This window comes from Arthrobacter sp. HS15c, from assembly GCF_040812005.1.
Classification (GTDB): domain Bacteria; phylum Actinomycetota; class Actinomycetes; order Actinomycetales; family Micrococcaceae; genus Arthrobacter.
Map to the genome: position 1 here is coordinate 119,508 of NZ_JBFOHM010000013.1, position 22,529 is coordinate 142,036.

Consider the following 22,529-nt stretch of genomic DNA (forward strand, 5'->3'; position numbering starts at 1 on the left):
CTGCAGTGGCGGGTCAGGGCTGCTTCGTGATGAGGAGTTCGTGCGCGCCCGCCGCGGCGGCGCCCATGGATTCCACTACGGAGACAGTCCGCAGCCGGGTGGCGGCGTCCGCCTCGGGCGTGGCGCACACACCCTGGGGTGCGTCCGTTGCCACGGAGCACCAGCGGTAGGGATCTCGGACGATGACCGATGGTGCCCAGGCGAGGTCTGAGGGGGACCATTTGCCGGACGCGTCCTGGCTGAACTGGGCCCGCACCAGCAGGCCCTCATTGTTAACGACATACCAGGGTGAAAGCTCGGTGACGCCGTTGCCCAGCCCGTAGACGATCCAGGTGCCCTTGTAATTCTCGATCGGCAGCACGGAGTGCGTGTGGTGGCCATAGATCATGGAGAACTGGCCGCTGTCCACGAGGGCGTGGGCCACCTCCTGCTGCTGCGCGTTGGCTTCACTGGCGTACTCGTCCCCGGCATGCATGGCGCCCAGCACGATGTCTGCCCCGAGTGCCCGCGCCTTGACGGCTTTGGCGATCATGGACGGTGCGTCCAGCATGTCGACCTGCCAGGGGTATTCGGGGTATTGGCCGTTGAGGCCGTAGGTCCCCTGGATGATGGCGATCCTGGCGGCAGGTGTCTGCAGGATCAGGATGCCCTGGGACTCAGCTTCTGTGCGGTAGGAGCCGGTGTGCTTCAGCCCTGCAGCGTCCAGGGCGTCCAAGGTCCGCAGCAGACCGTCCGTGCTCCGGTCGATCGTGTGGTTGCTGGCGGTGGTGCAGGCCTGGTATCCGACCGCCTTGGATGCTGTGATGATCTGCGGCGGGACATTGAACGAGGGGTAGGCCGAGAAGGGCCCCTCCGGGCCGGCCACGGGTGTCTCCTGGTGGCAGATGGCGAGGTCGCTGGCCTGGATGTAACGGCGCTGGCCTTCAAGGAGTGGCGTGAAGTCCAGTCCGGGTTTCCCCGCCGCGACGGCATCCTGCTGGGCCTGCTGCCAGAGCTGGGTGTGGACCAGCATGTCGCCGGTGACCAGGACAGAGGTACAGCGCAGGGTCGGGCACGCCGGCCCGGCACCCGGGGTGGGCGTGGGGGTAGGGGTGGGCGTCGGCGTGGCACTCGGCTGGCCCGCCCCGGGCCCCGGAGTGGTCCCGGCGCTGGCCGGCCGGCTGGCCTGTTCGGCTATCAGGCCACAGCCGGCGATGGCGCTCACAAGTATGGCTGCAGCCATGGCTGCGCCGGCGCGGACGGCAATGCCGCCACTTCTGTTCCCCATGGGCGTAATTCTAGGTTTCGATGCGATCGGAATCGCGCATTTGGCTCATTGAGAACAGCGCCGGGATGTGAAAGCTTTACTTCATGACCAATCCGCTCTTCAGCCCCAGTCCGTTGCCCTACGAGTTGCCGCCGTTTGCCGGGATCTCGGTCCCCCACTACGCGGAGGCCGTCCATGCAGGCCTGGCCGGGCATCTGGCCGAAATCCAAACCATCGTGGACAACACCGGGCCTGCGTCGTTTGCGAACACCGCCGTCGCCATGGAGCAGGCGGGCCGGCTGCTGGAACGGGCAGCTGCGTCCTTCTTCACCCTGGTTTCAGCCGACGCCTCGGACGAGATCCGCGACCTCGAAACGGAGCTGACGCCGCTGCTCACCGCACATCAGGACGAGGTCTACCTGAACCGCGCCCTGTTCGACCGCTTCGCCGCCATCGACACCGCGGGACTGGACCCCGAGGCTGTTCGGCTCGTGGAGGAATACCTGAAGGAGTTCCGGCAGTCGGGAATCCAGCTGGATGCTGCGGACCAGGAGCGGCTGAGGGCCGTCAACGCCGAACTCTCCCGGCTCGGCACGGACTTCGGCCAGCGGGTCAAGGAAGCCATGAAGTCGGCAGCCCTCCTGCTGGACGACGAGGAGGAACTGGCCGGTATGCCCGCCGACGACGTCGCCGGCGCGGCCGAAGCAGCCCGCACGGCGGGGCACGAAGGCAAGTTCCTGCTGACCCTGATCCAGCCGAGCAACCAGCCGGCTATGGCCGTCCTCGAAAACCGGGACGTCCGCCGTCGGCTGTTTGAAGCTTCCCTTGGCCGCGGCAGCGACGGCGGCAGCCTGGACGTCCGGGAACTCGTGCGTTCGATGGCCACGCTGCGCGCCGAAAAGGCAAGGCTTCTTGGCTTCGCGAACTACGCCGAATTGGTGGTGGACCGGCAGACTGCGCCCGATTTCGAGGCCATCCAGGCCATGCTGAACCGGCTTGCGCCGGCCGCGGTGCGGAACGCGGATGCAGAGGCCGCGGCGCTGGCTGACGTTGCCGGCCATCCGCTGGAGGCCTGGGACTGGGCATTCTATTCTGCCAGGGTCCGGCGCGAGAAGTACTCCGTTGACGAGCAGGCGCTCCGTCCCTACTTCGAGCTGGACAGGGTGCTCAAGGACGGGGTGTTCCACGCAGCCACGGCGCTTTTTGGGATCACCTTCCACGAACGGACGGACCTGGCCGGCTACCATCCGGACGTCCGCGTGTGGGAGGTCCGGAACGAAGACGGCAGCGGCCTGGGACTGTTCCTGGGCGACTACTACACCCGCGAGTCCAAACGTGGAGGGGCGTGGATGAACTCCCTGGTGGAGCAGTCCGCCCTGCTGGGGACCAAGGCCGTGGTGATCAACAACCTGAACATCACCAAGCCGCCGGCCGGGGAACCCACCCTCCTGACTTTGGATGAGCTGCGCACCACGTTCCATGAATTCGGCCACGCGCTGCACGGGCTGTTCTCCAACGTGACGTACCCGCGGTTCGCCGGCACGGCCGTGCCGCGCGACTTCGTGGAGTACCCGTCGCAGGTCAACGAGATGTGGATCCTGTGGCCGGAGGTGCTGGCCAACTACGCGCGGCACCACGCCACCGGCGAGCCGCTCCCCCAGGACGTTGTGGACAGGCTCAACGGGTCACGGCTGTGGGGCGAGGGGTTCGCCACCACCGAGTACCTGGGTGCCGCTCTGCTTGACCTGGCGTGGCATGTGCTGGACGAAACAGGAATCCCCGACGACGTCCTGGCCTTCGAGGCGAAGTCCCTCGCGGCCGCCGGAGTGGCCCACGCACTGATCCCGCCGCGCTACCGCACCGGCTATTTCCAGCACATCTTCGCCGGGGCAGGCTACGCCGCCGGCTACTACTCCTACATCTGGAGCGAGGTGCTGGACGCCGAGACGGTGGACTGGTTCACCGAGAACGGCGGCTTGACCCGTGCCAACGGCGAACGGTTCCGCCAGGAGCTGCTCGCCCGCGGCAACAGCCGGGACCCGCTGGAATCGTTCCGCACCCTCCGCGGCCGCGACGCCCAACTGGAACCCCTCCTGAAACGCCGCGGCCTCGAGTAACCAACTCCACCTCTTAAACAACGACGCCGGTCCCCCACCCAAGAAAGGTGAGGAACCGGCGTCGTAAGACAGAAGCGCAAGGCGACGGGCGGAGCGGTCCGGCAGCGTGCGTAAAAGGGGCCCCGCGCCCAGCTCGCCGCGAAGCGGCCTAGCAGGGCGAGGGGAATAGCACGCAGAGGATCGCGCCGTCAGGCGCCGCCCCCAGTACCTGCCTAGAGGCAGAGGACTACCAGCCGCGCTCAGCAAGGCGGTGCGGCTGCGGGATCTCGTCCACGTTGATGCCCACCATGGCTTCACCCAGACCGCGGGAGGCCTTGGCGATGACATCGGGGTCATCGAAGAAGGTGGTGGCCTTCACGACGGCGGCGGCACGCTGGGCCGGGTTGCCGGACTTGAAGATGCCGGAACCGACGAACACGCCGTCGGCGCCGAGCTGCATCATCATCGCAGCGTCCGCCGGGGTGGCGATGCCACCGGCGGTGAACAGCACCACCGGAAGCTTGCCGGCCGCGGCAACTTCCTTGACCAGCTCGTACGGGGCCTGCAGTTCCTTGGCCGCGACGTAGAGCTCATCCTCGGGCAGGGCGGCAAGCTTGGCGATCTCGGAACGGATCTGGCGCATGTGGCCGGTGGCGTTGGAGACATCGCCGGTGCCGGCCTCGCCCTTGGACCGGATCATCGCCGCGCCCTCGTTGATGCGGCGCAGCGCCTCACCCAGGTTGGTGGCGCCACAGACGAAGGGAACCTTGAAGTTCCACTTATCGATGTGGTTGACATAGTCGGCCGGGGTCAGGACCTCGGACTCGTCAATGTAGTCCACGCCCAGGGACTGCAGGACCTGGGCCTCAACGAAGTGGCCGATCCGGGCCTTGGCCATGACCGGCACGGATACGGCTTCGATGATCTTGTCGATCATGTCCGGGTCCGACATGCGGGACACGCCGCCCTGGGCACGGATATCGGCCGGAACGCGTTCCAGCGCCATGACGGCCACGGCACCGGCGTCTTCGGCGATGCGGGCCTGTTCGACGTTGACGACGTCCATGATGACGCCGCCCTTGAGCATCTCAGCCATGCCGCGCTTGACGCGGTTGCTGCCCGTGACGCTGTTCGCGGACGAACCGGCTTCGCTGCTTACATCAGGTGTAGACACAAAAACCCCTATGGGTAGATAGATGATCTTCGCCGGGCGTGAGGGCGGCACGGAGCCGAAAGTACACGCACCGGGTTGCCGGGTCCATTGACCGGGCAGTCACAATACTAGTCCCACGGCAGGCGGCGGGCTTAATCAGCCTTAATCAGAGGCTGCGGACTCCGCCAGGGACTGGCGGCGCACGGTGGCCACACGCTGGATAATCGTGACCAGGCTGGCCGTGGCCAGGAGCGCGAGCGTCACCTGGAGGACGATATGGGGCAGTCCCAGGCCGGTGAATCCGGTAACCACGAGCACCGAGACCAGCCGTTCGGCACGCTCGGCAATTCCCACGTTGGCGGTGAAGCCGAGGGATTCCGCTTTGGCCCGCGCGTAGGAGACCACCATGCCCAAGACCAGGCAGACCATCGCGCCAACCGCGATCACCACGTCGTCGCCGCCGGCGAAGAACCAGATGGCGAGGCCCGCAAAGAGTGCGCCGTCGGCGACCCGGTCCAGCGTGGAGTCCAGGAAGTTCCCCCACCGGCCGCCGGTGTCCCGCATCCTGGCCATGATGCCGTCCAGCACATCGGAAAAGATGAAGGCAGTAATGAACAGCGTTCCCCACCACAGCTGGCCCAGCGGGTAGAAGACCAGGGCGCCGGCTACGACGCCAAGGGTCCCGACTACCGTGACGGCGTCGGGCGAAATACCGATTTTCAGGAGCCAGCGGGCAAGCGGGGTAAACAGCGCGGTGAAGAAACCGCGCGCGTGCCTATTCAGCATCCGTCTCCCCGGGCCACGCCTCGGCCACCTGGCGGCGGACCTCGTCGAGGGTCTGGGTGATGGCTTTGGTCTGCGCGATGATCGGGAAGAAATTACCGTCGCCGCCCCACCGCGGAACAATGTGCTGGTGCAGGTGCGCCGCGATTCCCGCGCCGCCTACCACGCCCTGGTTCATGCCCAGGTTGAAGCCACCCGGGTTCGACACTTTGCGCAGCACCTTCATGGCGGTCTGCGTCAGATCGGCGAACTCGGCGGTCTCCTCCAGGGTCAGGTCGGTGTAGTCCGGCACGTGCCGGTAGGGGCAGACGAGCAGATGGCCCGGGTTGTACGGGAACAGGTTCAGCACCACGTAGCAGGTCTTCCCCCGGTAAACGATGAGTGCCTCCTCATCGGTCCTGCCGGGACCCACGCAGAACGGGCAGTCGTTCTCATTCTTGAACTGGTGCTGGCCGCCCTTGATGTAGGCCATCCGGTGCGGAGTCCACAGGCGCTGGAAGGCATCCGGGACACCGGCGAGGTCAAAGTCGTCGGTCACGCCGGCATCGCCTGGATATCCTGCGCCTGTGTTCTCCTGCACCGTTTCTTGTCCGTTTCGCTAGCTGGTCCGGCTACGGACGGCTTCGGTGATCCGCTTGACGGCCTCGGCCACGGGCACTCCGTTGTCCTGGCTGCCGTCCCGGAAGCGGAAGGACACCGCGCCGGCCTCGGCGTCGTCGCCGCCGGCAATGAGGACAAACGGGATCTTGTCCTTGCTGGCTGTGCGGATCTTCTTGGGGAACCGGTCCGACGACGTATCCACCTCGGCGCGGATGCCCGCCGCCTTGAGCTGGTCAACGACGTCGAACATGTATTCGTTGAACGTTTCGGCGACGGGGATGCCCACCACCTGCACCGGGGAAAGCCATGCCGGGAAGGCGCCGGCGTAGTGCTCGGTGAGCACACCCATGAACCGCTCAATGGAACCGAAGAGGGCGCGGTGGATCATTACGGGCCGCTGGCGGGTGCCGTCGGCGGCCTGGAATTCCAGCTCGAAGCGTTCGGGCAGGTTGAAGTCCAGCTGGATGGTGGACATCTGCCAGGTGCGGCCGAGGGCGTCCTTGGCCTGGACGGAGATCTTCGGGCCGTAGAAGGCCGCTCCACCCGGATCCGCAACCAGTTCCAGGCCGGATTCCTCTGCCACTTCGGCGAGGGTCCGGGTGGCTTCTTCCCAGGCGGCGTCCTCGCCGACGTACTTCTCCGGGTCCTTGGTGGAGAGCTCCAGGTAGAAGTCGTTCAGGCCGTAGTCCTTGAGCAGGTCCAGCACGAACGTCAGGGTCTTGGTGAGTTCGTCCTTCATCTGCTCGCGGGTGCAGTAGATGTGGGCGTCGTCCTGGGTCATGCCACGGACGCGGGTCAGCCCGTGGACCACGCCGGACTTCTCGTAGCGGTACACGGAACCGAATTCGAACAGCCGCAGCGGCAGTTCGCGGTAGGACCGTCCGCGGGAGCGGAAGATCAGGTTATGCATGGGGCAGTTCATCGGCTTCAGGTAGTAGTCCTGGCCGGGCTTGCGGACAGTGCCGTCCTCGTTGAGTTCGGCGTCCACGTGCATCGCCGGGAACATGCCCTCCTTGTACCAGTCCAGGTGGCCCGAGACTTCGTACAGGTGGCCCTTGGTGATGTGCGGGGTGTAGACGAACTCGTAACCGGCGTCGACGTGGCGCTGCCGCGAGTAGTCCTCCATCTCCTTGCGGATGATGCCGCCCTTGGGGTGGAACACGGGCAGGCCGGAGCCCAGCTCGTCCGGGAACGAGAAGAGGTCAAGTTCGACGCCGAGCTTGCGGTGGTCGCGCCGTTCGGCTTCGGCGATGCGCTCCTGGTAGGCCTTCAGGGCGTCCTTGGTGGGCCAGGCGGTGCCGTAGATGCGCTGCAGCTGCTGGTTCTTCTGGTTGCCCAGCCAGTATGCAGAGGAGGACCGGGTGAGCGCGAAGGCGTTGGAGATGAGCTTGGTGTTGGGCAGGTGCGGGCCACGGCAGAGGTCGCACCAGACGGTGGTCCCTTCCTTGCGCTCGACGTTGTCGTAGATGGTGATGTCGCCGGCGCCCACCTCGACGTTGACGCCTTCACCGGCTTCGGCGGCGTCGTTCTTTTTGCCCAGCAGTTCGAGCTTGTAGGGCTCGTCCTTCATGGCTTCGCGGGCCTCGTCTTCGGAGACGACGCGGCGGACGAATTTCTGGTTCTGGTTGATGATCTTGAGCATCATCTTTTCGAGGGTCTTGAGGTCCTCGGGGGTGAACGGTTCGGCGACGTCGAAGTCGAAGTAGAAGCCGTCGGTGATGTAGGGGCCAATGCCCAGCTTGGCGTCCGGGCGGAGCTGCTGCACGGCCTGGGCCATGACGTGGGCGGTGGAGTGGCGGAGGACGTTGAGTCCGTCCGGGGACTCGATGGTGACGCCTTCGACGTCGGCGCCCTCCGGCAGTTCCTGGTCCAGGTCCTTCAGCTCGCCATTGACGCGGGCAACAACAACATCGCGGCGCTCAAAGAAGAGTTCCGCACCGGTTGTCCCGGTAGTCACCTTGGTCTCTTCGCCATCGACGATGAGGGTGATCTGCTGGGCATCTGACACGGGTGTCTCCTATTCAAAGTTAAGGCTTCATAGCTTGTGGCGTACGGGGACCACAGCCAGCCATCGTCAATGCTATCGGTTTCCCAGGAGGCCGACCAACGGGACCCGCGGGCCCCGGAGGCCAGATCTGGCCGGGATGGCGGGGTTCAGCCACCCATTCCGGTGATGGCCAGGCTGCGGCTGATTCCGTCCAGGGGATGCGGAATGTCGGTGGTTTCGGGCCGGGACGCCGGGAACGGCAGGGTCTCCACCCGGCTCAGGTCCCACGCCATGCTGGCGCTCAGGCTGATGCCCCTGGGCCCCGTCCGCCGGGTGGTGCCCCGGATGAGCAAAAGCCTGGTGCCGAACAGCAGCAGCCCGGCCTGCTCCTGCGCTTCGTGGAAGAAGACAGAGTCGATGCATCCGGTGCCGTCGTCGATGCTGATGAACACCACGCGGCGCCCGCCACGCATGGGAGGGGTCTGGGTGGCGATGCGCACCCCGGCCACCAGCACTTCAGAGCCGTTGCGCAGGCCCAGCAGCTTGTCCGCCGTGGTGACGCCGAGCCTGTCGAGCATGGGACGGTGGCTGTCCATCAGGTGCCCGCTGACATCAATGGCCATCAAATCCAGTTCAGCCCGGACATTTTCCACCAGCGTGGGCGCTGGCAGTCCGGGTTTGACGTTCCGAAGTTCCACGTCGCCCAGGGGCAGGGAAAGCTGCCCTTCAATGACCTCGATACCCTTCCGCGCGCTTCCTGCCGACTGCATTCTTTGCAGGTGCTGGACGAGGTCTGCCCGGTTGGCGGCCCCGCCCGACTCCTGGTGCAGTGAATCAAAGGCACCCAGCTGGGCCAGCCGTTTGATGTTGGGTTTGCTCAGCCGGGACCGCGCCCGAAGATCAGCCAGCGAGTCATAAGGCTGCCCGGCCACGATGCGCTTAAGCTCTGCGCCGGACAGCCCGTAGATGCCCTTCAGGCTCAGCCTGATCCCCAGTTTTCCGCGGTCCGGCCCGTGCTCCACCGGCTCAACCCGGTATTCGGCATGGCTGCGGTTGATGTCCAGGGGAAGGATGGGGATGCCCAGCCTGCGGGCTTCAGCCACCAGGAGCCGCTTGGGGTACATGCCGGGATCGTGTTCCCACAGCCCGGCCAGGAACGCCTCAGGGTGGTGCGCCTTCAGCCAAGCCGACTGGTACGTGGGCACGGCAAAAGCGGCGCCGTGGGCCTTGCAGAAACCGAAGCTGCCAAAGGCCTTCAGGGTTCCCCACACCTTGTCCACCACGTCCGGTGAATAGTTTCTGGCCCTGGCTTCCTTCCGGAAGAACTCCTCCACCTTCGGTTCGAGCAGCTCGTTGCCCAGGGCGCGCCGGAATTCGTCCGCGCGGGCAAGGCCGCAGCCGGTCATCACATCAAAGGTTTTCAGGATCTGTTCGTGGAAGACGGTGACCCCGTGGGTTTCCTGCAGCACCGGCTTAAGGTCCGGGTGGGGGTACACCTCAGGCGCGAAGCCGTGCCTGTGCTCCAGGAACGGCCGCACCATGTCTGATTTCATCGGCCCCGGCCGGAACAGCGAAATGTCGATGATGAGGTCATTGAATTCGCGCGGCGCCATTTTGCCGATCAGCTCCCGCTGGCCCGGCGACTCGATCTGGAAGCAGCCCAGGGTGTGGGTGCTTCGGATCAGCTCATAGGTTGGTTCGTCGTCCAGCGGAACGGCGTTGAGGTCGATGTGGCCGTTGTCGGCGATGTAGTCCGGGCCTGTCCCGTCCTCACCCTGGGGGTGCGCCCCCGCAGCCACCACTTCGGCCTTGGAAGGGTGGAGCCGGATGACCTCGCGGACGGCGAAGGCCATGGCGCTCTGCATCCTGACACCCAGGACGTCGAGCTTCAGCATCCCCATGGGATCCATGTCGTGTTTGTCGAACTGGCTCATGGGCAATCCCAGGCCGCTGGGCTGTACGGGGGTGCGGTCCAGCAGTGTGGCATCGCCCAGGATCACCCCGCAGGGGTGCATGGAAATATGCCGGGGAAGCCGGTCCAGCCGTTCCGTGAGGTCCACCAGAAGATCAAGCTGCTGGTTTTCGGCAAAGTCACTGCGCTCCACCCGGTCGGCGAACTCGCGCAGTTCGGGTTTCTCCACCAGCGCCTCCCGGAACTTGCGGGCCGAAAAGCGCCACAGCTGCTTGGCGATCTCGCCGACGTCGCCGTCGTCCATGCCCAGGGCCATGCCTGCGTCCCTGACGGCGCCACGCGCCCGGTATCCGTTCTGCATGCTCATGAGCGTCACGCGTTCGGCACCGAAACGGTCAAAGATCCGCCGGTAGACATTGTGCCGTTCAGCGCTTTCAACATCGATGTCAATGTCCGGCAGGGTGGCCCGGTCCTGGGACAGGAACCGTTCGAAGATCAGGTCATGCTGCAGGGGGTTTACCTGGCTGACGTCGATGAGGTAGTTGACCAGGCTGGACGCTCCGGACCCCCGGGCGGCGGCGCGGACCCCCATGTCCAGGATCATCCGGGACACTTCGGCGACTGTCAGGAAGTAGGAGGAGAACCCGAGGTTCATGATGATCCCCAGTTCGTGCTCCAGCCGCGAGCGCATTTCCTTTTCGGCGGCGCCGGTGATGCCAGGGAACCTCCTGCCGATCCCGGCTTCGCAGCGCTGGACCAGCTCCACGTGCGGGTCCTGGCTGATGCCGATGACTGAGGCTTCGGGGACCACCGGCTGCTTCCATCCCATGTCAGTGACGGGGTCGATCCGGCAGAGGTCGGCGAGCGCCTCGGTCTGGGCCATGAGCTGTTTGAGGTCCGCCGCCCCGTATCCTGCAGTGCCGATGATTTCCTTGCCCAGCTGGAGCATCTGTGCTGACGATTTCAGCCAGGCCTGGCCGTTGGGCTGGAGCAGGGGTTCGGCGGCGAGTTCGGGCAGGGACTTCAGCGTGCGGGCCGAATCCAGGACGTCTGCCGTGGCGGCTCCGTCCTCGGCGCAGTACCGGACAGCGTTGGTGAGCACGGCAGGGACCTGGTGTTCCTCCGCGAGTTTGAGCATCCGCACTGCGTGGGCGGTGCTCAGCGGTGAGCCTGGTGAGCTGAGCTGGGAAACCACTTCGGCCACCATGGTCCCCTGCGGCATGGCATCCAGCCAGCGTTTGAAGAGGGTGCGGGGTCGCAGGTACCGCCGCCCGCCCATGGCCCGTCCGACGTCGGAATCTGGTCCGATCAGGACCATCAGGACCGGCTTCAGGGTTTTCGGGTCAAGTGTCCGGGAGGCGAGTTCGGCGCGGGTGACTGCCACCGGCACGGCTCCCCCGGCTTTGCCGGAGGTCCTGGCATGGGCATCTGACACCAGCCTGCACAGGGCACGGTAGCCCGCGCCGCTGTTATGGCCGCGGGCGAGGACCACCACGCGTCCAGCGAGTTGGGTGCGGTGGTCGCCGTCGTCGTCGAACACCGCAAGGTCAACCCCCACGATGGGGTCAATACCGGAGGCCATGCAGGCCTTGAGATGCTTGACCGTGCCGTACAGGCCGTCCCGGTCAGTGCAGGCGAGCGCGGTGGCACCGTCAGCGGCGGCAACCTGGGCGAGCTCGTCCGGCCAGGACACCCCATAGTGGGCGCTGAAGGCAGTGGAAGCGTGGAGATGCGTGAAAGTCATGCTGTTCTGGGTTGGAGGGCGTCATGGATCCGGAGCAGCCGCCAGCGGCCGCTTCCGAGGTGCCGGCTCAGGTCCAGGGTGAGGGGTTCGTCCTGCGGGTCTGCCTGCACCTGGACCCGCCAGATTTCGTGGTCAACGAGCCCGGGCCCGCTTCCCAGCGGTGCGCGGCTTTCCTCGGCCCACCACTGCCTGCGTTCAAACCACCGCACCGGTTCAGCGCATACGGTGTAATGCCGCCCGGCCCATTGGAGGGCCACTGGCTGGCCGGCAGCGCTGCAGGCGACGTCAACGGATTCGCTGAACATGCCCATGGGCGCCTCCCGGAACTGAACTGGAACTGTGGCCCAGGAAGGTCCATCCCGGGGTTTCGAACACGCTTATTCGAATACATGTTCGAATGAATCCAGTCTACGCCGGAGCCAACACAAAACCTAGACAGGGGTGGACGGAAGGGACGGCAGGGAGCAGGATTGTGGCATGAGCACCAATGACGCACTCCTCAAGCACGTAAGCATCAAGGCCCAGGACACAACGCTCGTGGCAACCTTTGATATCGACGGCAACATCCCGGGAGCGGGTGCGTACGTAGTGGGGCTCGTCGCGGCCAGCCCTGACTACTCATCACAAAGACGGTTGGGCATTGAATTCATGAACGGGGAGGCAATCGCCTTCTACTCGTTCAGCCACGAACAGGGCACTGAGGAAAACTTCGACCTCAGCGGAGTCTCGCACTCCGGCAACTCCATCACAGGAAACTTCCCTTTGGCCGCCATCCACGGGCTCGGCAAGGGTCACATCATGTCGGCGTTCAGCGAGGCTGACGGCCGGGAATTTCAGTCCGGCATCACCGTCGACGAAGCACTGTAACCAGGCGTACCAAAAAAGGCGCCCTGAAGCCGGATACGTGTCCGGCTGCAGGGCGCCTTGGTATGGATGTCGAACAGCCTCAGCTGTTTTCTTTGTGGACTTTCAGCTCGAGTTCGATAAAGCCCGAGATCATGGCCCGGTACGTGGATTCCACGATGTCCGGATCGATGTCCTTCTTCTCCGCCGCGGAGCGGACGTGCTCAATGACCCGCTCCACCCGGCCCGGGGCCCGGACTTCGGCGTCGTCACCCTTCAGGGTTCCGGCGATCCGGATCAGCCGCTCACGCCGGGCAATGAGGGTGACGATCTGGTCATCAACCTCGTCGACTGCAATCCGCACGGCGGCGAGCTGTTCCTTGTCGGCCAGCGCGTCCCTGTCGTTTCCTTGAATTGTCGCCATCATCTGACAGTATCGAAGCATGCAGCCCAGAGTCGACTTCATCTCACTAGGTGTACGCAGCGTAGCGGCCTCCCGCCGCTTCTACGCAGAGGGCCTCGGCTGGCCCGTCCACAAGGAATTCCCCGACGACGTGGTGTTCATCCAGGTCAACCACGGGCTGATCCTCTCCCTGTGGAACGCCGGCCAGATGCAGGCCGAAGCCGGAGTTGATGCGCCGGGACAAGTCCCCTGCATCACGCTCAGCCACAACCTCCCCAGCACAGCGGACGTGGACCGGGTCATGGCCGAAGCCGCCGCAGCCGGGGCAAAAGTAGTTGCAGAGCCGGTCACCCAGCCGTGGGGCGGATACACCGGCTATTTCGCGGACCCGGACGGCTTCCGCTGGGAGATTGCCTACAACCCCACGTGGGCAGTGGACGACGCCGGCGAGGTCACCGTTTAGGGGTCAGGCACCTCCTCAGTCGCCCGGGTCAGCGGATGAAACGCCTCAGAACAGCGCCTCCACGGGGCGGATGAGCTCGGGGGAATTGTTGCGCACGTTTCCCACCTCCCGGCCCACGGAATCCACGTGCCAGTCCGCTGCAACATCCTTCACGTGGGCGCGGACCAGGTCCACCAGGAAGGCGGCGTCGTCGATCTGCGGGTCGATCCAGGACTCCATCGTGGCCCGGTCCATGGGCAGCGGTACCCGGTCGTGCAGGGCGGTGAGCTTGCCGAAGACAGTTGACTCCGATCCAGGCGGCGGCGTGTCGGCCGTCAGGATGGAGGTGGAGAGCAGCCACCGGCCAGGCTCGCCCTCCGCCTTGGACGGGTCCTTCCACCATTCGTACACGCCGGCGAAAACCAGGCCGCTGCCTTCGCCGGGGTGGACGTAGTAGGGCTGCCTCGCCTTTCCCGTCCCCTGTTTCCACTCGTAATAGCCGTCCGCCGGCACGGCACAGCGGCGCGACTGGATGGCCTTGCGGAAGGCGGGCTTCTCCAGGACCGTCTCGCTCCGGGCGTTGATCATTTTGGATCCGATGCCGGGATCCTTGGCCCAGGACGGCACCAGGCCCCAGCGGGCCACGTGCAACTGACGGACGGCGGAGTCGTCAATCAGGCGTTCCAGGACTATGGGCACGTCATCGGTGGGCGCAACGTTCCACGACGGCGGCAGCTCCACGTTCTCCTCGAGCTGGGCATCGAATTCGGCCAGCAGGTCCCCCACGGCACGTGCCATCACATAGCGTCCACACATGGCACCAGCATGCCATCCCTGTTATGCAGTGTCATCCGGGGCCACCGGCTCCGGGGAATAGCGGGCCGCGGGTTACCGTTGATGGGAACGAACCCCCCCACTGATTTAGGAGAGCTCCGTGGACTTTACCCCCGAGAACGGCACCATCACCATGTTTTCCACCACCTGGTGCGGCTACTGCAACCGGCTGAAGAAGCAGCTGGACGCGCAGGGCATCGGCTACACGGAAATCAACATCGAAGAGGTTGATGGCACGGCCGAACTCGTGGAGCAGCTCAACGGCGGCAACCGCACCGTCCCCACCGTGCTGTTCCCGGACGGCACCGCAGCCACCAACCCCTCAGCAGCCGAGGTCAAGAGCCGCCTGGCCGCATAACACCCGGACCGGGCCTCCGGACCCATGTGATAAACAGAACGGGACCAACATTCGCTGTTGGTCCCGTTCTGTCTATCTGCATTAAGGGAGCCTTCCGTGGTCCATAAAGTCAAAGGTGTTGTAGCCCGTTCCAAGGGCGCCCCCGTCACGCTGGAGACCATCCTGGTCCCGGATCCGGGGCCGGGCGAGGCCCTGGTGGACATCCTGACCAGCGGCGTCTGCCACACCGACCTGCATTACAAGCTCGGCGGCATCAGCGACGACTTCCCGTTCCTCCTGGGCCACGAGGCCACCGGGGTGGTCAGCGCCGTCGGCCCGGACGTTACTGATGTGGCACCCGGAGACCGGGTGGTGCTGAACTGGCGTGCCGTCTGCGGCAACTGCCGCGCCTGCAACCGCGGCGAGGCTCAGTACTGTTTCAACACGCACAACGCCACCCAGAAAATGACCCTGGAGGACGGCACTGAACTGTCCGCCGCCCTGGGCATCGGCGCTTTCACCGAAAAGACCCTGGTTGCCGCCGGGCAGTGCACCAAGGTTGATCCCGACGCCGATGCTGCCGCCATCGGCCTGCTCGGCTGCGGCGTGATGGCGGGGCTGGGCGCCGCGATCAACACCGGCGGCGTCAAGCGCGGCGACTCGGTAGCCGTGATCGGCTGCGGCGGAGTGGGCGTGGCTGCCATCGCAGGAGCGGCGCTCGCCGGTGCCACCACGGTCATCGCCGTCGACATCGACGCGAAGAAGCTGGAGCGCGCCAAAGAGCTCGGCGCCACCCACACTGTTGATTCGTCGGAAACCGATCCCGTGGAGAGAATCCGCGAGCTTACCGGCGGCTTCGGCGCAGACGTGGTGATTGACGCCGTCGGCCGCCCCGAAACCTACAAGCAGGCGTTCTACGCCCGGGACCTCGCCGGCACCGTTGTCCTGGTGGGCGTGCCCACCCCGGACATGACGCTGGAACTGCCCCTGCTCGACGTCTTCGGCCGCGGCGGCTCCCTGAAGTCCTCCTGGTACGGCGACTGCTTGCCCTCCCGCGACTTCCCCATGCTTATCAGCCTCTACAAGCAGGGCAAGCTGGACCTGGACGCCTTCGTCACCGAGCGCATCACCATCGACCAGGTGGAGGAAGCCTTCGACAAAATGCACGCCGGTTCGGTCCTGCGTTCGGTGGTGGAGCTGTGAGCCTCCGGATCGACCGCCTGGTGACGTCCGGGACGTTTTCGCTCGACGGCGGCACGTGGGACGTGGACAACAACGTCTGGATTGTGGGCAATGACGAGGAATGCATCGTCATCGACCCGGCCCACGACGCCAAGGCAGTAGCCGCCGCAGTGGGCGGACGGACGCTGAAGGCCATCCTGCTCACCCACGGCCATGATGACCACATCGGGTCGGTCGGTGACTTCTGGGACCTGGTGCAGGCGCCCATCCACCTCCACCAGGGCGATTGGATGCTCTGGCGGAGCGTCTACCCGGAGGTGGATCCCGACGTCGACATCAGCCACGGCGACGTCTTCGAGGTGGGCGGGGCGAAGCTGAAGGCCCTCCACACGCCCGGGCACTCGCCGGGATCGGTGTCGTTCTACCTGGCGGACGGGCCCGACGGCGAAGGCACTGTCTTCACCGGCGACACACTGTTCCAGGGCGGTCCCGGCGCAACGGGCAGGTCCTACAGCGACTTCCCCACCATCATCGATTCCATCCGGTCGTGGCTGCTGCCGCTGCCGGAGGCGACAGTGGTGCGGACCGGCCATGGCGACTCCACCACCATCGGCGCCGAGGCGCCGCACCTGGACGAATGGATCGCCCGGGGCCACTGAGCCACGGCTAACCCTTGCGGGCTACGCCTTTCCGCCGTCCAACCCGGCATAGCTGCCGAAGTCGGCAAAGCTGAGGGACGCGTAGCCCGCATACGTGGAAAGCAGGGCGTCCTCGACCGCCTGGACGTCGAGTCCCGGAACGAGGTCGTTGGCAGCACCGGCAGTCGCCGGATCCCACTCGAGCCCCAGCGCGGCATAGCTGTCCGTCAGCACGCCCCGGATCGGGGCGGAATCCTCCACCACAATCACGGAGCTGAAGAGCCAGCCGCCGGACACCACGCGCTGGGCCGTGCCCACGAGCTTGACCTGGTGGGCCGGGTCGGCAGGGTCAGTGCCGTGCACGCTGTATTCGCCGGGGCAGTACTCCCCCGGAATTTCGCCCACGGCCGCCTGCACGCCAGCGCCCCGCAGGGCCTGCGCCAGCAGTTCCCCGAAGAAACCGAACCGGGTCTTGGATCCTGCGATGGCGTCGGCATGGGGCTCGATGTGGTCCACCACGAGGGTGCCCTGGTGGTACGCTGCGGCACGCCCTCCCGCCTTCCGCACGAGGGGTTCGAACCCCCGGTCGCGGCATGCCTGCGCGGCCGCCTCGAATCCGGGCAGGCGGGTGTCCCGCTGGCCGAAGGCCACCGTGGGGGCGGGACGGTACAGCCGGAGGGTGGGCCCGATCCGGCCCGTCTTGGCCCTGGCCAGCAGTTCCAGCGCAAGATCCAGGTCTTCTGCGGCTCCCAGCGACCGTTCCTGGCGCACCACGGTGAGCTCCCGCCCTCCCGTTCCGGCATCCTGCATGTTGCTAAGCTCCCTTATGGTCATATTGCAATTCCTCGTTGTCGCCGCCGCGTTCGCAGTCATCGACGCCGTGTGGCTAAAGCTGATGAACCCGTTCTACCGGAGCAACATCGGCGAGCTGCTGGCGAACAAACCACACCTAGGGTACGCCGTGGCCTTCTATGTCATTTACATCGCGGGAATTGTCTTCTTCGCGCTGCGTCCGGCGCTCGACGGCGGCACCTGGCTGACTGCCGTCGGCTACGGCGCGGCGCTGGGCGCCTTCGCCTATGCCACCTATGACCTGACCAACGCCGCGACCCTCAAGACCTGGCCGCTGCAGCTGATCGTGGTGGACATGCTTTGGGGAGCCGTGCTGACAGGCCTCGCCACATTGGCTGGCTGGCTGGTGTTCCGGACCAGCTGACGCGGGGGTGTCCGCTGGGTGCTCCGATTTTCCCCATCCTGACCGTTGCTACCGGAGGAAAAAATGCGCCGCGACTGGATCCTGAAGGCCGTGCCGGGACTCGGCGCCGCGCGGAGCTACCGGCGCTCCTGGCTGAAAGCAGACATCGTTGCCGGGGTGGCATTGAGCGCCGCACTGGTGCCGGCCGGAATGGCTTATGCCGAAGCCAGCGGGCTTCCCGCAGTCAACGGCCTGTACGCCTCGGTAGTGCCGATGATCTTCTACGCCATTTTTGGGCCTTCCCGGGTGGTCATCGTGGGGCCGGATTCGTCTCTGGCTCCCATGATCGCTGCCGCCATTCTTCCGCTGGCCGGGCGGGACCCGGAGCAGGCGGTGCCCATGGCCGGCGTATTGGCCATCCTGATCGGTCTATTCCTGATAGCCGGGCGCGTCTTCAAGCTGGGATTTGTGACGGGACTGCTGTCCCGCCCCATCCGTGTGGGTTACCTGAACGGCATTGCGCTGGCCGTCACTGTCAGCCAGCTTCCGCGGCTGCTCGGGATCTCCGTCTCTGGCGACAGCCTCGTGGAGCGGCTCGCGTCCCTGGCTGACGCAGTCGTCAGCGGCGGCATCAATCCTGCTGCCCTCGCCGTGGGCGCAGGAAGCCTGGCCGTCATTATTGCGGGACGCTTTCTGCCGTGGAACGTCCCCAGCGTCCTGTTTGCCGTGGCCGGGTCCATTGCCGTTGTGGCGGCACTGGACCTGGCCGGGGAGTTGCCGGTGGTCGGATCCCTGCCCCAAGGACTTCCGGCCCCTGCGCTGGGAGGCATCGGCGTGGGCGATGTCCTGTCGCTCGCCGGCCCCGCAGCCGGTATTGCGCTGATTGCTTTTGCGGATACTTCCACGTTGTCCAAGAGCCTGGCAGCGCGCCGCGGGGACCGGGTCAACGGCAATGAGGAAATGGGTGCGCTGGGCATCGCCAACGTCGCGACCGGCATGTTCGGCGGCTTTCCCGTGTCCGGGAGCTCCTCACGCACTCCGATAGTGCTCGACGCAGGGGCGCGGACGCAGCTCAGCGCCGTGGTGGCAGCCTTGCTTGTGATCCTGTTTATGGTTGCCGTTCCGGGGCTGACGGCTTTCCTTCCCACGGCCACGCTCGCCGCCGTGGTGATCGTGGCGGCGGCATCGCTGGTGGACGTGAAGACGCTTTTCCGGCTCATGGGGACGAGCCGGACGGAGGCCCTCCTCCTCGTGGTCGCGTTCCTCGGCGTCGCCTTCGTCGGAGTGCTGGAGGGAATCGTGGTGGCGATCGGACTGTCCCTGATGGCGTTCGTCCGGCGCGCCTGGGATCCCTACCGCACGGAGCTCGCCAGCGTTGAGGGCGTTCCGGGCTTCCACGACCTTGACCGGCATCCCGAAGGCCAGCGGGTCGAAGGGCTGGTGATTGTGCGCTTCGATGCGCCGCTGTTCTTTGCCAACGGCGAAGTGTTCGCAGACCATGTCCGCAGCGTCGTTGACGGCGCCCCCTGGCCCGTCAATTGGGTCATCATCGCCGCCGAACCCATAACTGATCTCGATACGACGGCACTGGATGAGGTTGCCCAGCTCGACGACGAACTGGCCCGGGGTGGCACCAGCCTGGTCTTTGCCGAGCTGAAGGGCCCCATCAAGGACCGGCTGGTCCGGTTCGGAGCCAGTGCACGGTTCACGCCGGACCACTTCTACCCCACGATCGACGCCGCCGTGGGCGCCTACAAGGCGAACGCGGCCACCGCGTAGCAGGCGCAGCTCCCGGCCGCGGTCAGGACTTCCGCAGCGTCAGGATCTGTTCTGCACGCCCGAAGGGGCCGGCAAGGTCGTGCAGCACCGTGGAGGTGAGGCCAATTCCGTCCGCCCCGAATGACACCGCATTGTCCAGGCCCAGCCATTCACCCTCCGGCCGCCGGTACATGTGGATCTGCAGGTCCAGGTTCGGGAAGGCGTAGCTGTCCTTGCCCGGAGGGACGCGGGCCGCGATCCCGTTTGCGGTATCCACGAGCCCCATCAGCCGGGCCAGGTCGCCGCTGTCGGCAGCGTCGGTCAACGGGTGCCCGGTCCGCAGCCAGACCGTGCCGGCGCCCGGCCGGTGGCCCTCGGCGACCCGCATCTCCAGGGAACGGATATACCCGCCCGGCCAGACGCTGGCGCCGTCGTACGGCTTGCATTCGTCCGGCGCGGGGATGGCGGTGTCCTCGACGGCTGCGACGGCGCTGGTGTCGCTGGTGACCAGCCGCCAGGCCGTGGCGCGGATGGCCACGCGGCCGTTGGCGATGAGCTCGGCCTGGAGCAGCTCGATGGTCCTGCCCGGCCGGAGCGTAGTGGTCTCGATCTGGAATTCACCGCCGGGAATCAGCCCCAGGATTTCGTAGCTGAGGCGGGCCATCCGCATGTCCGCCCGGGGCGAGTGCCGTTCCAGGCTGTCGGCCATGAGCCCGGAGGCTGGGGCCATGTGCTGCTCGTGCTCGTTCCAGGCCCCCTGGGCGTGGATGGTGGAGCGGAATCGGCCGCCACCCAATGCCTGGTAATAGAAGTTGCCGTCGGCAAGTTCGGGCAGATCTCTGGTCAACGTTGGCCCTTCCCGTGGTTTTGGGTGAATCGCCACTAACTCTATCGGCTTGGCCACGACGCTTTGCCCCGACGCGGCGAAATGTTGGCGCCGGAGGAAGGCGATCCGGCTAGACTCAGGAACTGGTCCTGTCAGCAACCCTCGAAAAGAGGTGTCCGATGCGCGTCATTAGTTACAACCTGCGGAAGCACAAGGCGAGCGGAGAACTCCTTGCCCTCGCCCGGAACTTTGACATCGATGCGCTGTGCCTGCAGGAGGTGGATTCGGCCGATCTGCCGGAAACCCTCGGGCCGCTGCACCTGGCAGACTCCACCAAAGGCAACAGGCTGGGTCTGGCCATCTATTACCGGAGCAGCCGCTTTACGGCCGTGAACACCCAATCGTTCGCGCTGAAGAAGTCCATGCATGACCGGGTGCTGGCGCCTGCCCATGAGCGCCTGATCGGCACCCGGGTGGTGGATAACGAAACCCAGCACGAACTGGTGATCGGCTCCTTCCATGCCGCACCGCTCACCGCGTCCAACTCGCTGCGCCGGACGCAGATCCATGCCGCCCACGCCGAGCTTCTGAGCATGGGCAGCGGGCTTATGACGCTGATGGTGGGTGACTTCAACTACCCGTTCTTCACCAAGAACCTGCACGCACACATGAAGGACTCCGGTTATGCCCTGTCCCTCAGCGACCGGCGCACCTACACCCGCTACAAAGTCTTCAAGGGACACTTCGATTTCGCCACGTCCCTGGGCCTGGACATTGAAAGTGTAGAAACGCTGCCCCGCGGCAAGTCCGACCACCTTCCCATCCTTGTCACCGCGGAATACGGTCAGGACACCTGAGGGCCGTTTCCCCGGCAGGTGCCGCTAACGGCTGGCTTCCGCCAGCGACAGCATGCGGGTCCGCAGTCCGGGCCAGGCGGCGGCAAACCCCGGGTGCAGTTCCCTGGCGTCGACGTCGGCCAGCGGCACCCACAGGAGTTCGATACTTTCGGGGTCGCTGATCACCGGCTCAAAGGGATCAGTGACCAGTAGGACCACGGTGGTGTAGGACCAGTAGCCGAAGTCCAGGACAGAGGTGAACAGGACGCTGACGCTCTCGCCCGGCACCGCGGCTTCTTCATGGGCTTCCCGCAGCGCGCCCGTCACTGCGTCCTCGCCCTGGTGCAGGGCTCCGCCGGGGAGGCCCCAGGTTCCGCCGTTGTGGCTCCACTCCGCGCGGTGCTGCAGGAGCACGCCCCTCGCCGGGTCGTAGGCAAGCACTCCGGCTGCGCCGAACCTGCCCCAGAAACGCCCCCGGTCCCCTTCCACCCAGGCATCGCCGGGATCCCGTGGGCCCGTCCTGGCAGGAGGGTGCTGAAGGTAGGGGTCTTGCGCGGGCTGGCGGGAGCTCCCGGCGTCGGCCTGCCTCGCGGTCACGGAATGATCCATGGCTCCAGTCTGACAGGTGCCCCGCTGGCGGCACGCAATATAAGACGGCCTCAGCCGCCGTGCGTCTTGTCGACGGCGAAATCACCGCCGGGATACATAACGGTCTCGTGGCCGTCGTCAAAGCGGACAAGGTATGGCGGGTGGCCTTCCTGTCCTTTCACTTCCAGGATCACCCCGTGCCGGTCGGTTGAACCGACGGTCCTTCCCCTGACGATGATCCTGTCACCCTGCGCTGCCTCCATGGCAACCACCTCCCAGCCCCAGAGTACGACTCAACGGCAGGCGGCAACAGGGTGCCGTTGAGCAGAGTTGTCCGGCGCGTATTTCGTGCCCTGCTTGGCCTGCCGGCTCACACTGCCGTGAACCGGTACACGGAAACGTGGCTGCGGGAATCTTCGGTGAATTCGCTGCGGTCCCAGTCCGCCCACCTGGATTCCAGCTCAAACCCGGCAAGCCGCGCCATCAGGTCGAGTTCGCTGGGCCAGATGTACCGGTGGGGTGTCCGCCCGATCCGCGCCTCCCGCCCATCCGCCAGGTCCGGACCGAACTGTACGTGATGGGAGATGACGTGCTGGTGCAGCACGTCATAGGTATCGACCAGGAGGTAACCAGGCCGGCTCACCTCCACGGTTCCGCCATGTCCGGGTGGCAGCGACCGCAGTTGCGGCACCCACAGCTCAACGACAAAGCGCCCGCCCGGCGCCAGGTGACGGGCAGCGTTTTGGAAACACCGGACCTGTTCGTCCTGCGTCAGGAGGTTGGCGATGGTGTTGAATACCAGGAACGCCAGCGAAAAGTTCTCCCCCGCCACGGCCTCGCACATGTCGCCCTGGACGACGGGAACGCGGTCCTCTCCCACTTTCTCCCGCAGCCGGGAGATCATCGCGTGGGACAGCTCAATGCCGCTGACCTGGACCCCGGCCTCTGAGAGCGGGATGGCGACCCGGCCCGTGCCAATGGCGAACTCAACCGCCGGACCGTCGCCCGCGAGCTCCGACAGTGCCTCTACAGTGGGCGCCAGTACCTCGGGAGAGAACATTCCCTCGCCGGGCGTGTCGTACTGCTGCGCAGCCTCGTGGTCCCAGAGCTGTTGCTGGTTGATCAT

23 protein-coding genes are annotated in these 22,529 nt (G+C 65.8%); 9 read left to right on the forward strand and 14 right to left on the reverse strand.

The window, feature by feature from the left end; genetic code table 11:
- Positions 1–13: 13 nt before the first annotated feature.
- Positions 14–1,267 (reverse strand): CapA family protein, encoded by a 1,254-nt coding sequence (locus tag ABV518_RS20460; RefSeq protein ID WP_367770869.1) that lies wholly within the window; start codon positions 1,265–1,267, stop codon positions 14–16.
- Between the two features lie 83 nt (positions 1,268–1,350).
- On the opposite strand from ABV518_RS20460, the gene ABV518_RS20465 reads away from it, so the two are divergent.
- Positions 1,351–3,363, forward strand: a complete 2,013-nt coding sequence (locus ABV518_RS20465) for a M3 family metallopeptidase (protein WP_367770872.1) — start codon at positions 1,351–1,353, stop codon at positions 3,361–3,363.
- Between the two features lie 226 nt (positions 3,364–3,589).
- On the opposite strand, the gene pdxS is transcribed toward ABV518_RS20465, so the two are convergent.
- From pdxS to ABV518_RS20495, 6 genes are all read right to left on the reverse strand, one after another.
- Positions 3,590–4,516: a pyridoxal 5'-phosphate synthase lyase subunit PdxS gene (gene pdxS, locus ABV518_RS20470; RefSeq protein ID WP_011692158.1), complete on the reverse strand. Its 927-nt coding sequence runs from the start codon at positions 4,514–4,516 to the stop codon at positions 3,590–3,592.
- Positions 4,517–4,657: 141 nt separating this feature from the next.
- Positions 4,658–5,281, reverse strand: coding sequence for a phosphatidylinositol phosphate synthase (gene pgsA, locus ABV518_RS20475; protein ID WP_310163654.1), 624 nt, complete (start codon positions 5,279–5,281; stop codon positions 4,658–4,660).
- Positions 5,271–5,858 (reverse strand): HIT domain-containing protein, encoded by a 588-nt coding sequence (locus tag ABV518_RS20480; RefSeq protein ID WP_131133120.1) that lies wholly within the window; start codon positions 5,856–5,858, stop codon positions 5,271–5,273. The genes pgsA and ABV518_RS20480 overlap by 11 nt, the downstream gene beginning before the upstream one ends.
- A gap of 18 nt (positions 5,859–5,876) precedes the next feature.
- A complete protein-coding gene (gene thrS / locus ABV518_RS20485; protein ID WP_367770876.1) occupies positions 5,877–7,886 on the reverse strand; it encodes a threonine--tRNA ligase in 2,010 nt (669 codons plus the stop codon).
- A gap of 146 nt (positions 7,887–8,032) precedes the next feature.
- Positions 8,033–11,521, reverse strand: a complete 3,489-nt coding sequence (locus ABV518_RS20490; protein ID WP_367770879.1) for a DNA polymerase III subunit alpha — start codon at positions 11,519–11,521, stop codon at positions 8,033–8,035.
- Positions 11,518–11,832, reverse strand: coding sequence for a DUF6504 family protein (locus ABV518_RS20495; RefSeq protein ID WP_367770882.1), 315 nt, complete (start codon positions 11,830–11,832; stop codon positions 11,518–11,520). Before ABV518_RS20495 ends, ABV518_RS20490 begins: the two co-directional genes overlap by 4 nt.
- A gap of 166 nt (positions 11,833–11,998) precedes the next feature.
- Here ABV518_RS20495 and ABV518_RS20500 point away from each other — a divergent pair, with 166 nt between their 5' ends.
- Positions 11,999–12,388: a hypothetical protein gene (locus ABV518_RS20500; protein ID WP_367770885.1), complete on the forward strand. Its 390-nt coding sequence runs from the start codon at positions 11,999–12,001 to the stop codon at positions 12,386–12,388.
- 79 nt (positions 12,389–12,467) lie between these two features.
- Here the strand turns inward: ABV518_RS20500 and ABV518_RS20505 are convergent, their stop codons facing one another.
- Positions 12,468–12,791 (reverse strand): chorismate mutase, encoded by a 324-nt coding sequence (locus tag ABV518_RS20505; protein ID WP_310163645.1) that lies wholly within the window; start codon positions 12,789–12,791, stop codon positions 12,468–12,470.
- 16 nt (positions 12,792–12,807) lie between these two features.
- Between ABV518_RS20505 and ABV518_RS20510 the strand changes: the two genes are divergently transcribed.
- Entirely contained in the window at positions 12,808–13,230 is a 423-nt protein-coding gene (locus tag ABV518_RS20510; protein ID WP_367770887.1) for a VOC family protein, read from the forward strand.
- Between the two features lie 45 nt (positions 13,231–13,275).
- On the opposite strand, the gene ABV518_RS20515 is transcribed toward ABV518_RS20510, so the two are convergent.
- On the reverse strand, positions 13,276–14,025 hold the full coding sequence (locus ABV518_RS20515) for an SOS response-associated peptidase (protein WP_367770889.1): 750 nt from the start codon (positions 14,023–14,025) through the stop codon (positions 13,276–13,278).
- A gap of 118 nt (positions 14,026–14,143) precedes the next feature.
- Here ABV518_RS20515 and ABV518_RS20520 point away from each other — a divergent pair, with 118 nt between their 5' ends.
- The 3 genes from ABV518_RS20520 (at position 14,144) to ABV518_RS20530 (ending at position 16,221) form a co-directional block, all read left to right on the forward strand.
- Positions 14,144–14,401 carry a mycoredoxin gene (locus ABV518_RS20520; RefSeq protein ID WP_310163639.1) on the forward strand — a complete coding sequence of 86 codons (258 nt, stop codon included), beginning with the start codon at positions 14,144–14,146 and terminating at the stop codon, positions 14,399–14,401.
- 96 nt (positions 14,402–14,497) lie between these two features.
- A complete protein-coding gene (locus tag ABV518_RS20525; protein WP_367770893.1) occupies positions 14,498–15,583 on the forward strand; it encodes an S-(hydroxymethyl)mycothiol dehydrogenase in 1,086 nt (361 codons plus the stop codon).
- The gene (locus tag ABV518_RS20530) at positions 15,580–16,221 is read left to right on the forward strand and encodes an MBL fold metallo-hydrolase (protein ID WP_367770897.1); all 642 of its coding nucleotides are present in this window, start codon (positions 15,580–15,582) and stop codon (positions 16,219–16,221) included. Before ABV518_RS20525 ends, ABV518_RS20530 begins: the two co-directional genes overlap by 4 nt.
- Positions 16,222–16,242: 21 nt before the next feature.
- Here ABV518_RS20530 and ABV518_RS20535 read toward each other — a convergent pair whose 3' ends face one another.
- Positions 16,243–17,010 (reverse strand): biotin/lipoate A/B protein ligase family protein, encoded by a 768-nt coding sequence (locus ABV518_RS20535; protein ID WP_367771085.1) that lies wholly within the window; start codon positions 17,008–17,010, stop codon positions 16,243–16,245.
- 16 nt (positions 17,011–17,026) lie between these two features.
- Here ABV518_RS20535 and ABV518_RS20540 point away from each other — a divergent pair, with 16 nt between their 5' ends.
- Both ABV518_RS20540 and ABV518_RS20545 read left to right on the forward strand, forming a co-directional pair.
- On the forward strand, positions 17,027–17,416 hold the full coding sequence (locus ABV518_RS20540) for a DUF2177 family protein (RefSeq protein ID WP_367770900.1): 390 nt from the start codon (positions 17,027–17,029) through the stop codon (positions 17,414–17,416).
- 63 nt (positions 17,417–17,479) lie between these two features.
- Positions 17,480–19,174, forward strand: a complete 1,695-nt coding sequence (locus tag ABV518_RS20545; protein ID WP_367770903.1) for a SulP family inorganic anion transporter — start codon at positions 17,480–17,482, stop codon at positions 19,172–19,174.
- A gap of 22 nt (positions 19,175–19,196) precedes the next feature.
- Here the strand turns inward: ABV518_RS20545 and ABV518_RS20550 are convergent, their stop codons facing one another.
- Positions 19,197–20,000 (reverse strand): thioesterase family protein, encoded by an 804-nt coding sequence (locus ABV518_RS20550; RefSeq protein WP_367770906.1) that lies wholly within the window; start codon positions 19,998–20,000, stop codon positions 19,197–19,199.
- Positions 20,001–20,158: 158 nt separating this feature from the next.
- On the opposite strand from ABV518_RS20550, the gene ABV518_RS20555 reads away from it, so the two are divergent.
- The gene (locus tag ABV518_RS20555) at positions 20,159–20,836 is read left to right on the forward strand and encodes an endonuclease/exonuclease/phosphatase family protein (RefSeq protein ID WP_367770909.1); all 678 of its coding nucleotides are present in this window, start codon (positions 20,159–20,161) and stop codon (positions 20,834–20,836) included.
- A gap of 24 nt (positions 20,837–20,860) precedes the next feature.
- Here the strand turns inward: ABV518_RS20555 and ABV518_RS20560 are convergent, their stop codons facing one another.
- The 3 genes from ABV518_RS20560 to ABV518_RS20570 all read right to left on the reverse strand — a co-directional run bounded on the left by ABV518_RS20560 (position 20,861) and on the right by ABV518_RS20570 (position 22,529).
- On the reverse strand, positions 20,861–21,424 hold the full coding sequence (locus ABV518_RS20560; protein WP_367770911.1) for an NUDIX domain-containing protein: 564 nt from the start codon (positions 21,422–21,424) through the stop codon (positions 20,861–20,863).
- A gap of 50 nt (positions 21,425–21,474) precedes the next feature.
- Complete coding sequence (locus tag ABV518_RS20565; protein WP_131133135.1) at positions 21,475–21,666, reverse strand: DUF1918 domain-containing protein; 192 nt, start codon at positions 21,664–21,666, stop codon at positions 21,475–21,477.
- Between the two features lie 107 nt (positions 21,667–21,773).
- The gene (locus ABV518_RS20570; RefSeq protein ID WP_367770914.1) at positions 21,774–22,529 is read right to left on the reverse strand and encodes a class I SAM-dependent methyltransferase; all 756 of its coding nucleotides are present in this window, start codon (positions 22,527–22,529) and stop codon (positions 21,774–21,776) included.

Excerpts from the sequence above, each read along its gene's own strand:
- ABV518_RS20460 (WP_367770869.1), bottom strand. The coding sequence starts at position 1,267 with ATGGGGAACAGAAGTGGCGGCATTGCCGTCCGCGCCGGCGCAGCCATG.
- ABV518_RS20465 (WP_367770872.1), top strand. The coding sequence starts at position 1,351 with ATGACCAATCCGCTCTTCAGCCCCAGTCCGTTGCCCTACGAGTTGCCG.
- pgsA (WP_310163654.1), bottom strand. The coding sequence starts at position 5,281 with ATGCTGAATAGGCACGCGCGCGGTTTCTTCACCGCGCTGTTTACCCCG.
- ABV518_RS20490 (WP_367770879.1), bottom strand. The coding sequence starts at position 11,521 with ATGACTTTCACGCATCTCCACGCTTCCACTGCCTTCAGCGCCCACTAT.
- ABV518_RS20495 (WP_367770882.1), bottom strand. The coding sequence starts at position 11,832 with ATGGGCATGTTCAGCGAATCCGTTGACGTCGCCTGCAGCGCTGCCGGC.
- ABV518_RS20500 (WP_367770885.1), top strand. The coding sequence starts at position 11,999 with ATGAGCACCAATGACGCACTCCTCAAGCACGTAAGCATCAAGGCCCAG.
- ABV518_RS20505 (WP_310163645.1), bottom strand. The coding sequence starts at position 12,791 with ATGATGGCGACAATTCAAGGAAACGACAGGGACGCGCTGGCCGACAAG.
- ABV518_RS20510 (WP_367770887.1), top strand. The coding sequence starts at position 12,808 with ATGCAGCCCAGAGTCGACTTCATCTCACTAGGTGTACGCAGCGTAGCG.
- ABV518_RS20515 (WP_367770889.1), bottom strand. The coding sequence starts at position 14,025 with ATGTGTGGACGCTATGTGATGGCACGTGCCGTGGGGGACCTGCTGGCC.
- ABV518_RS20535 (WP_367771085.1), bottom strand. The coding sequence starts at position 17,010 with ATGCAGGATGCCGGAACGGGAGGGCGGGAGCTCACCGTGGTGCGCCAG.
- ABV518_RS20540 (WP_367770900.1), top strand. The coding sequence starts at position 17,027 with ATGGTCATATTGCAATTCCTCGTTGTCGCCGCCGCGTTCGCAGTCATC.
- ABV518_RS20545 (WP_367770903.1), top strand. The coding sequence starts at position 17,480 with ATGCGCCGCGACTGGATCCTGAAGGCCGTGCCGGGACTCGGCGCCGCG.
- ABV518_RS20555 (WP_367770909.1), top strand. The coding sequence starts at position 20,159 with ATGCGCGTCATTAGTTACAACCTGCGGAAGCACAAGGCGAGCGGAGAA.
- ABV518_RS20560 (WP_367770911.1), bottom strand. The coding sequence starts at position 21,424 with ATGGATCATTCCGTGACCGCGAGGCAGGCCGACGCCGGGAGCTCCCGC.
- ABV518_RS20565 (WP_131133135.1), bottom strand. The coding sequence starts at position 21,666 with ATGGAGGCAGCGCAGGGTGACAGGATCATCGTCAGGGGAAGGACCGTC.
- ABV518_RS20570 (WP_367770914.1), bottom strand. The coding sequence starts at position 22,529 with ATGATCAACCAGCAACAGCTCTGGGACCACGAGGCTGCGCAGCAGTAC.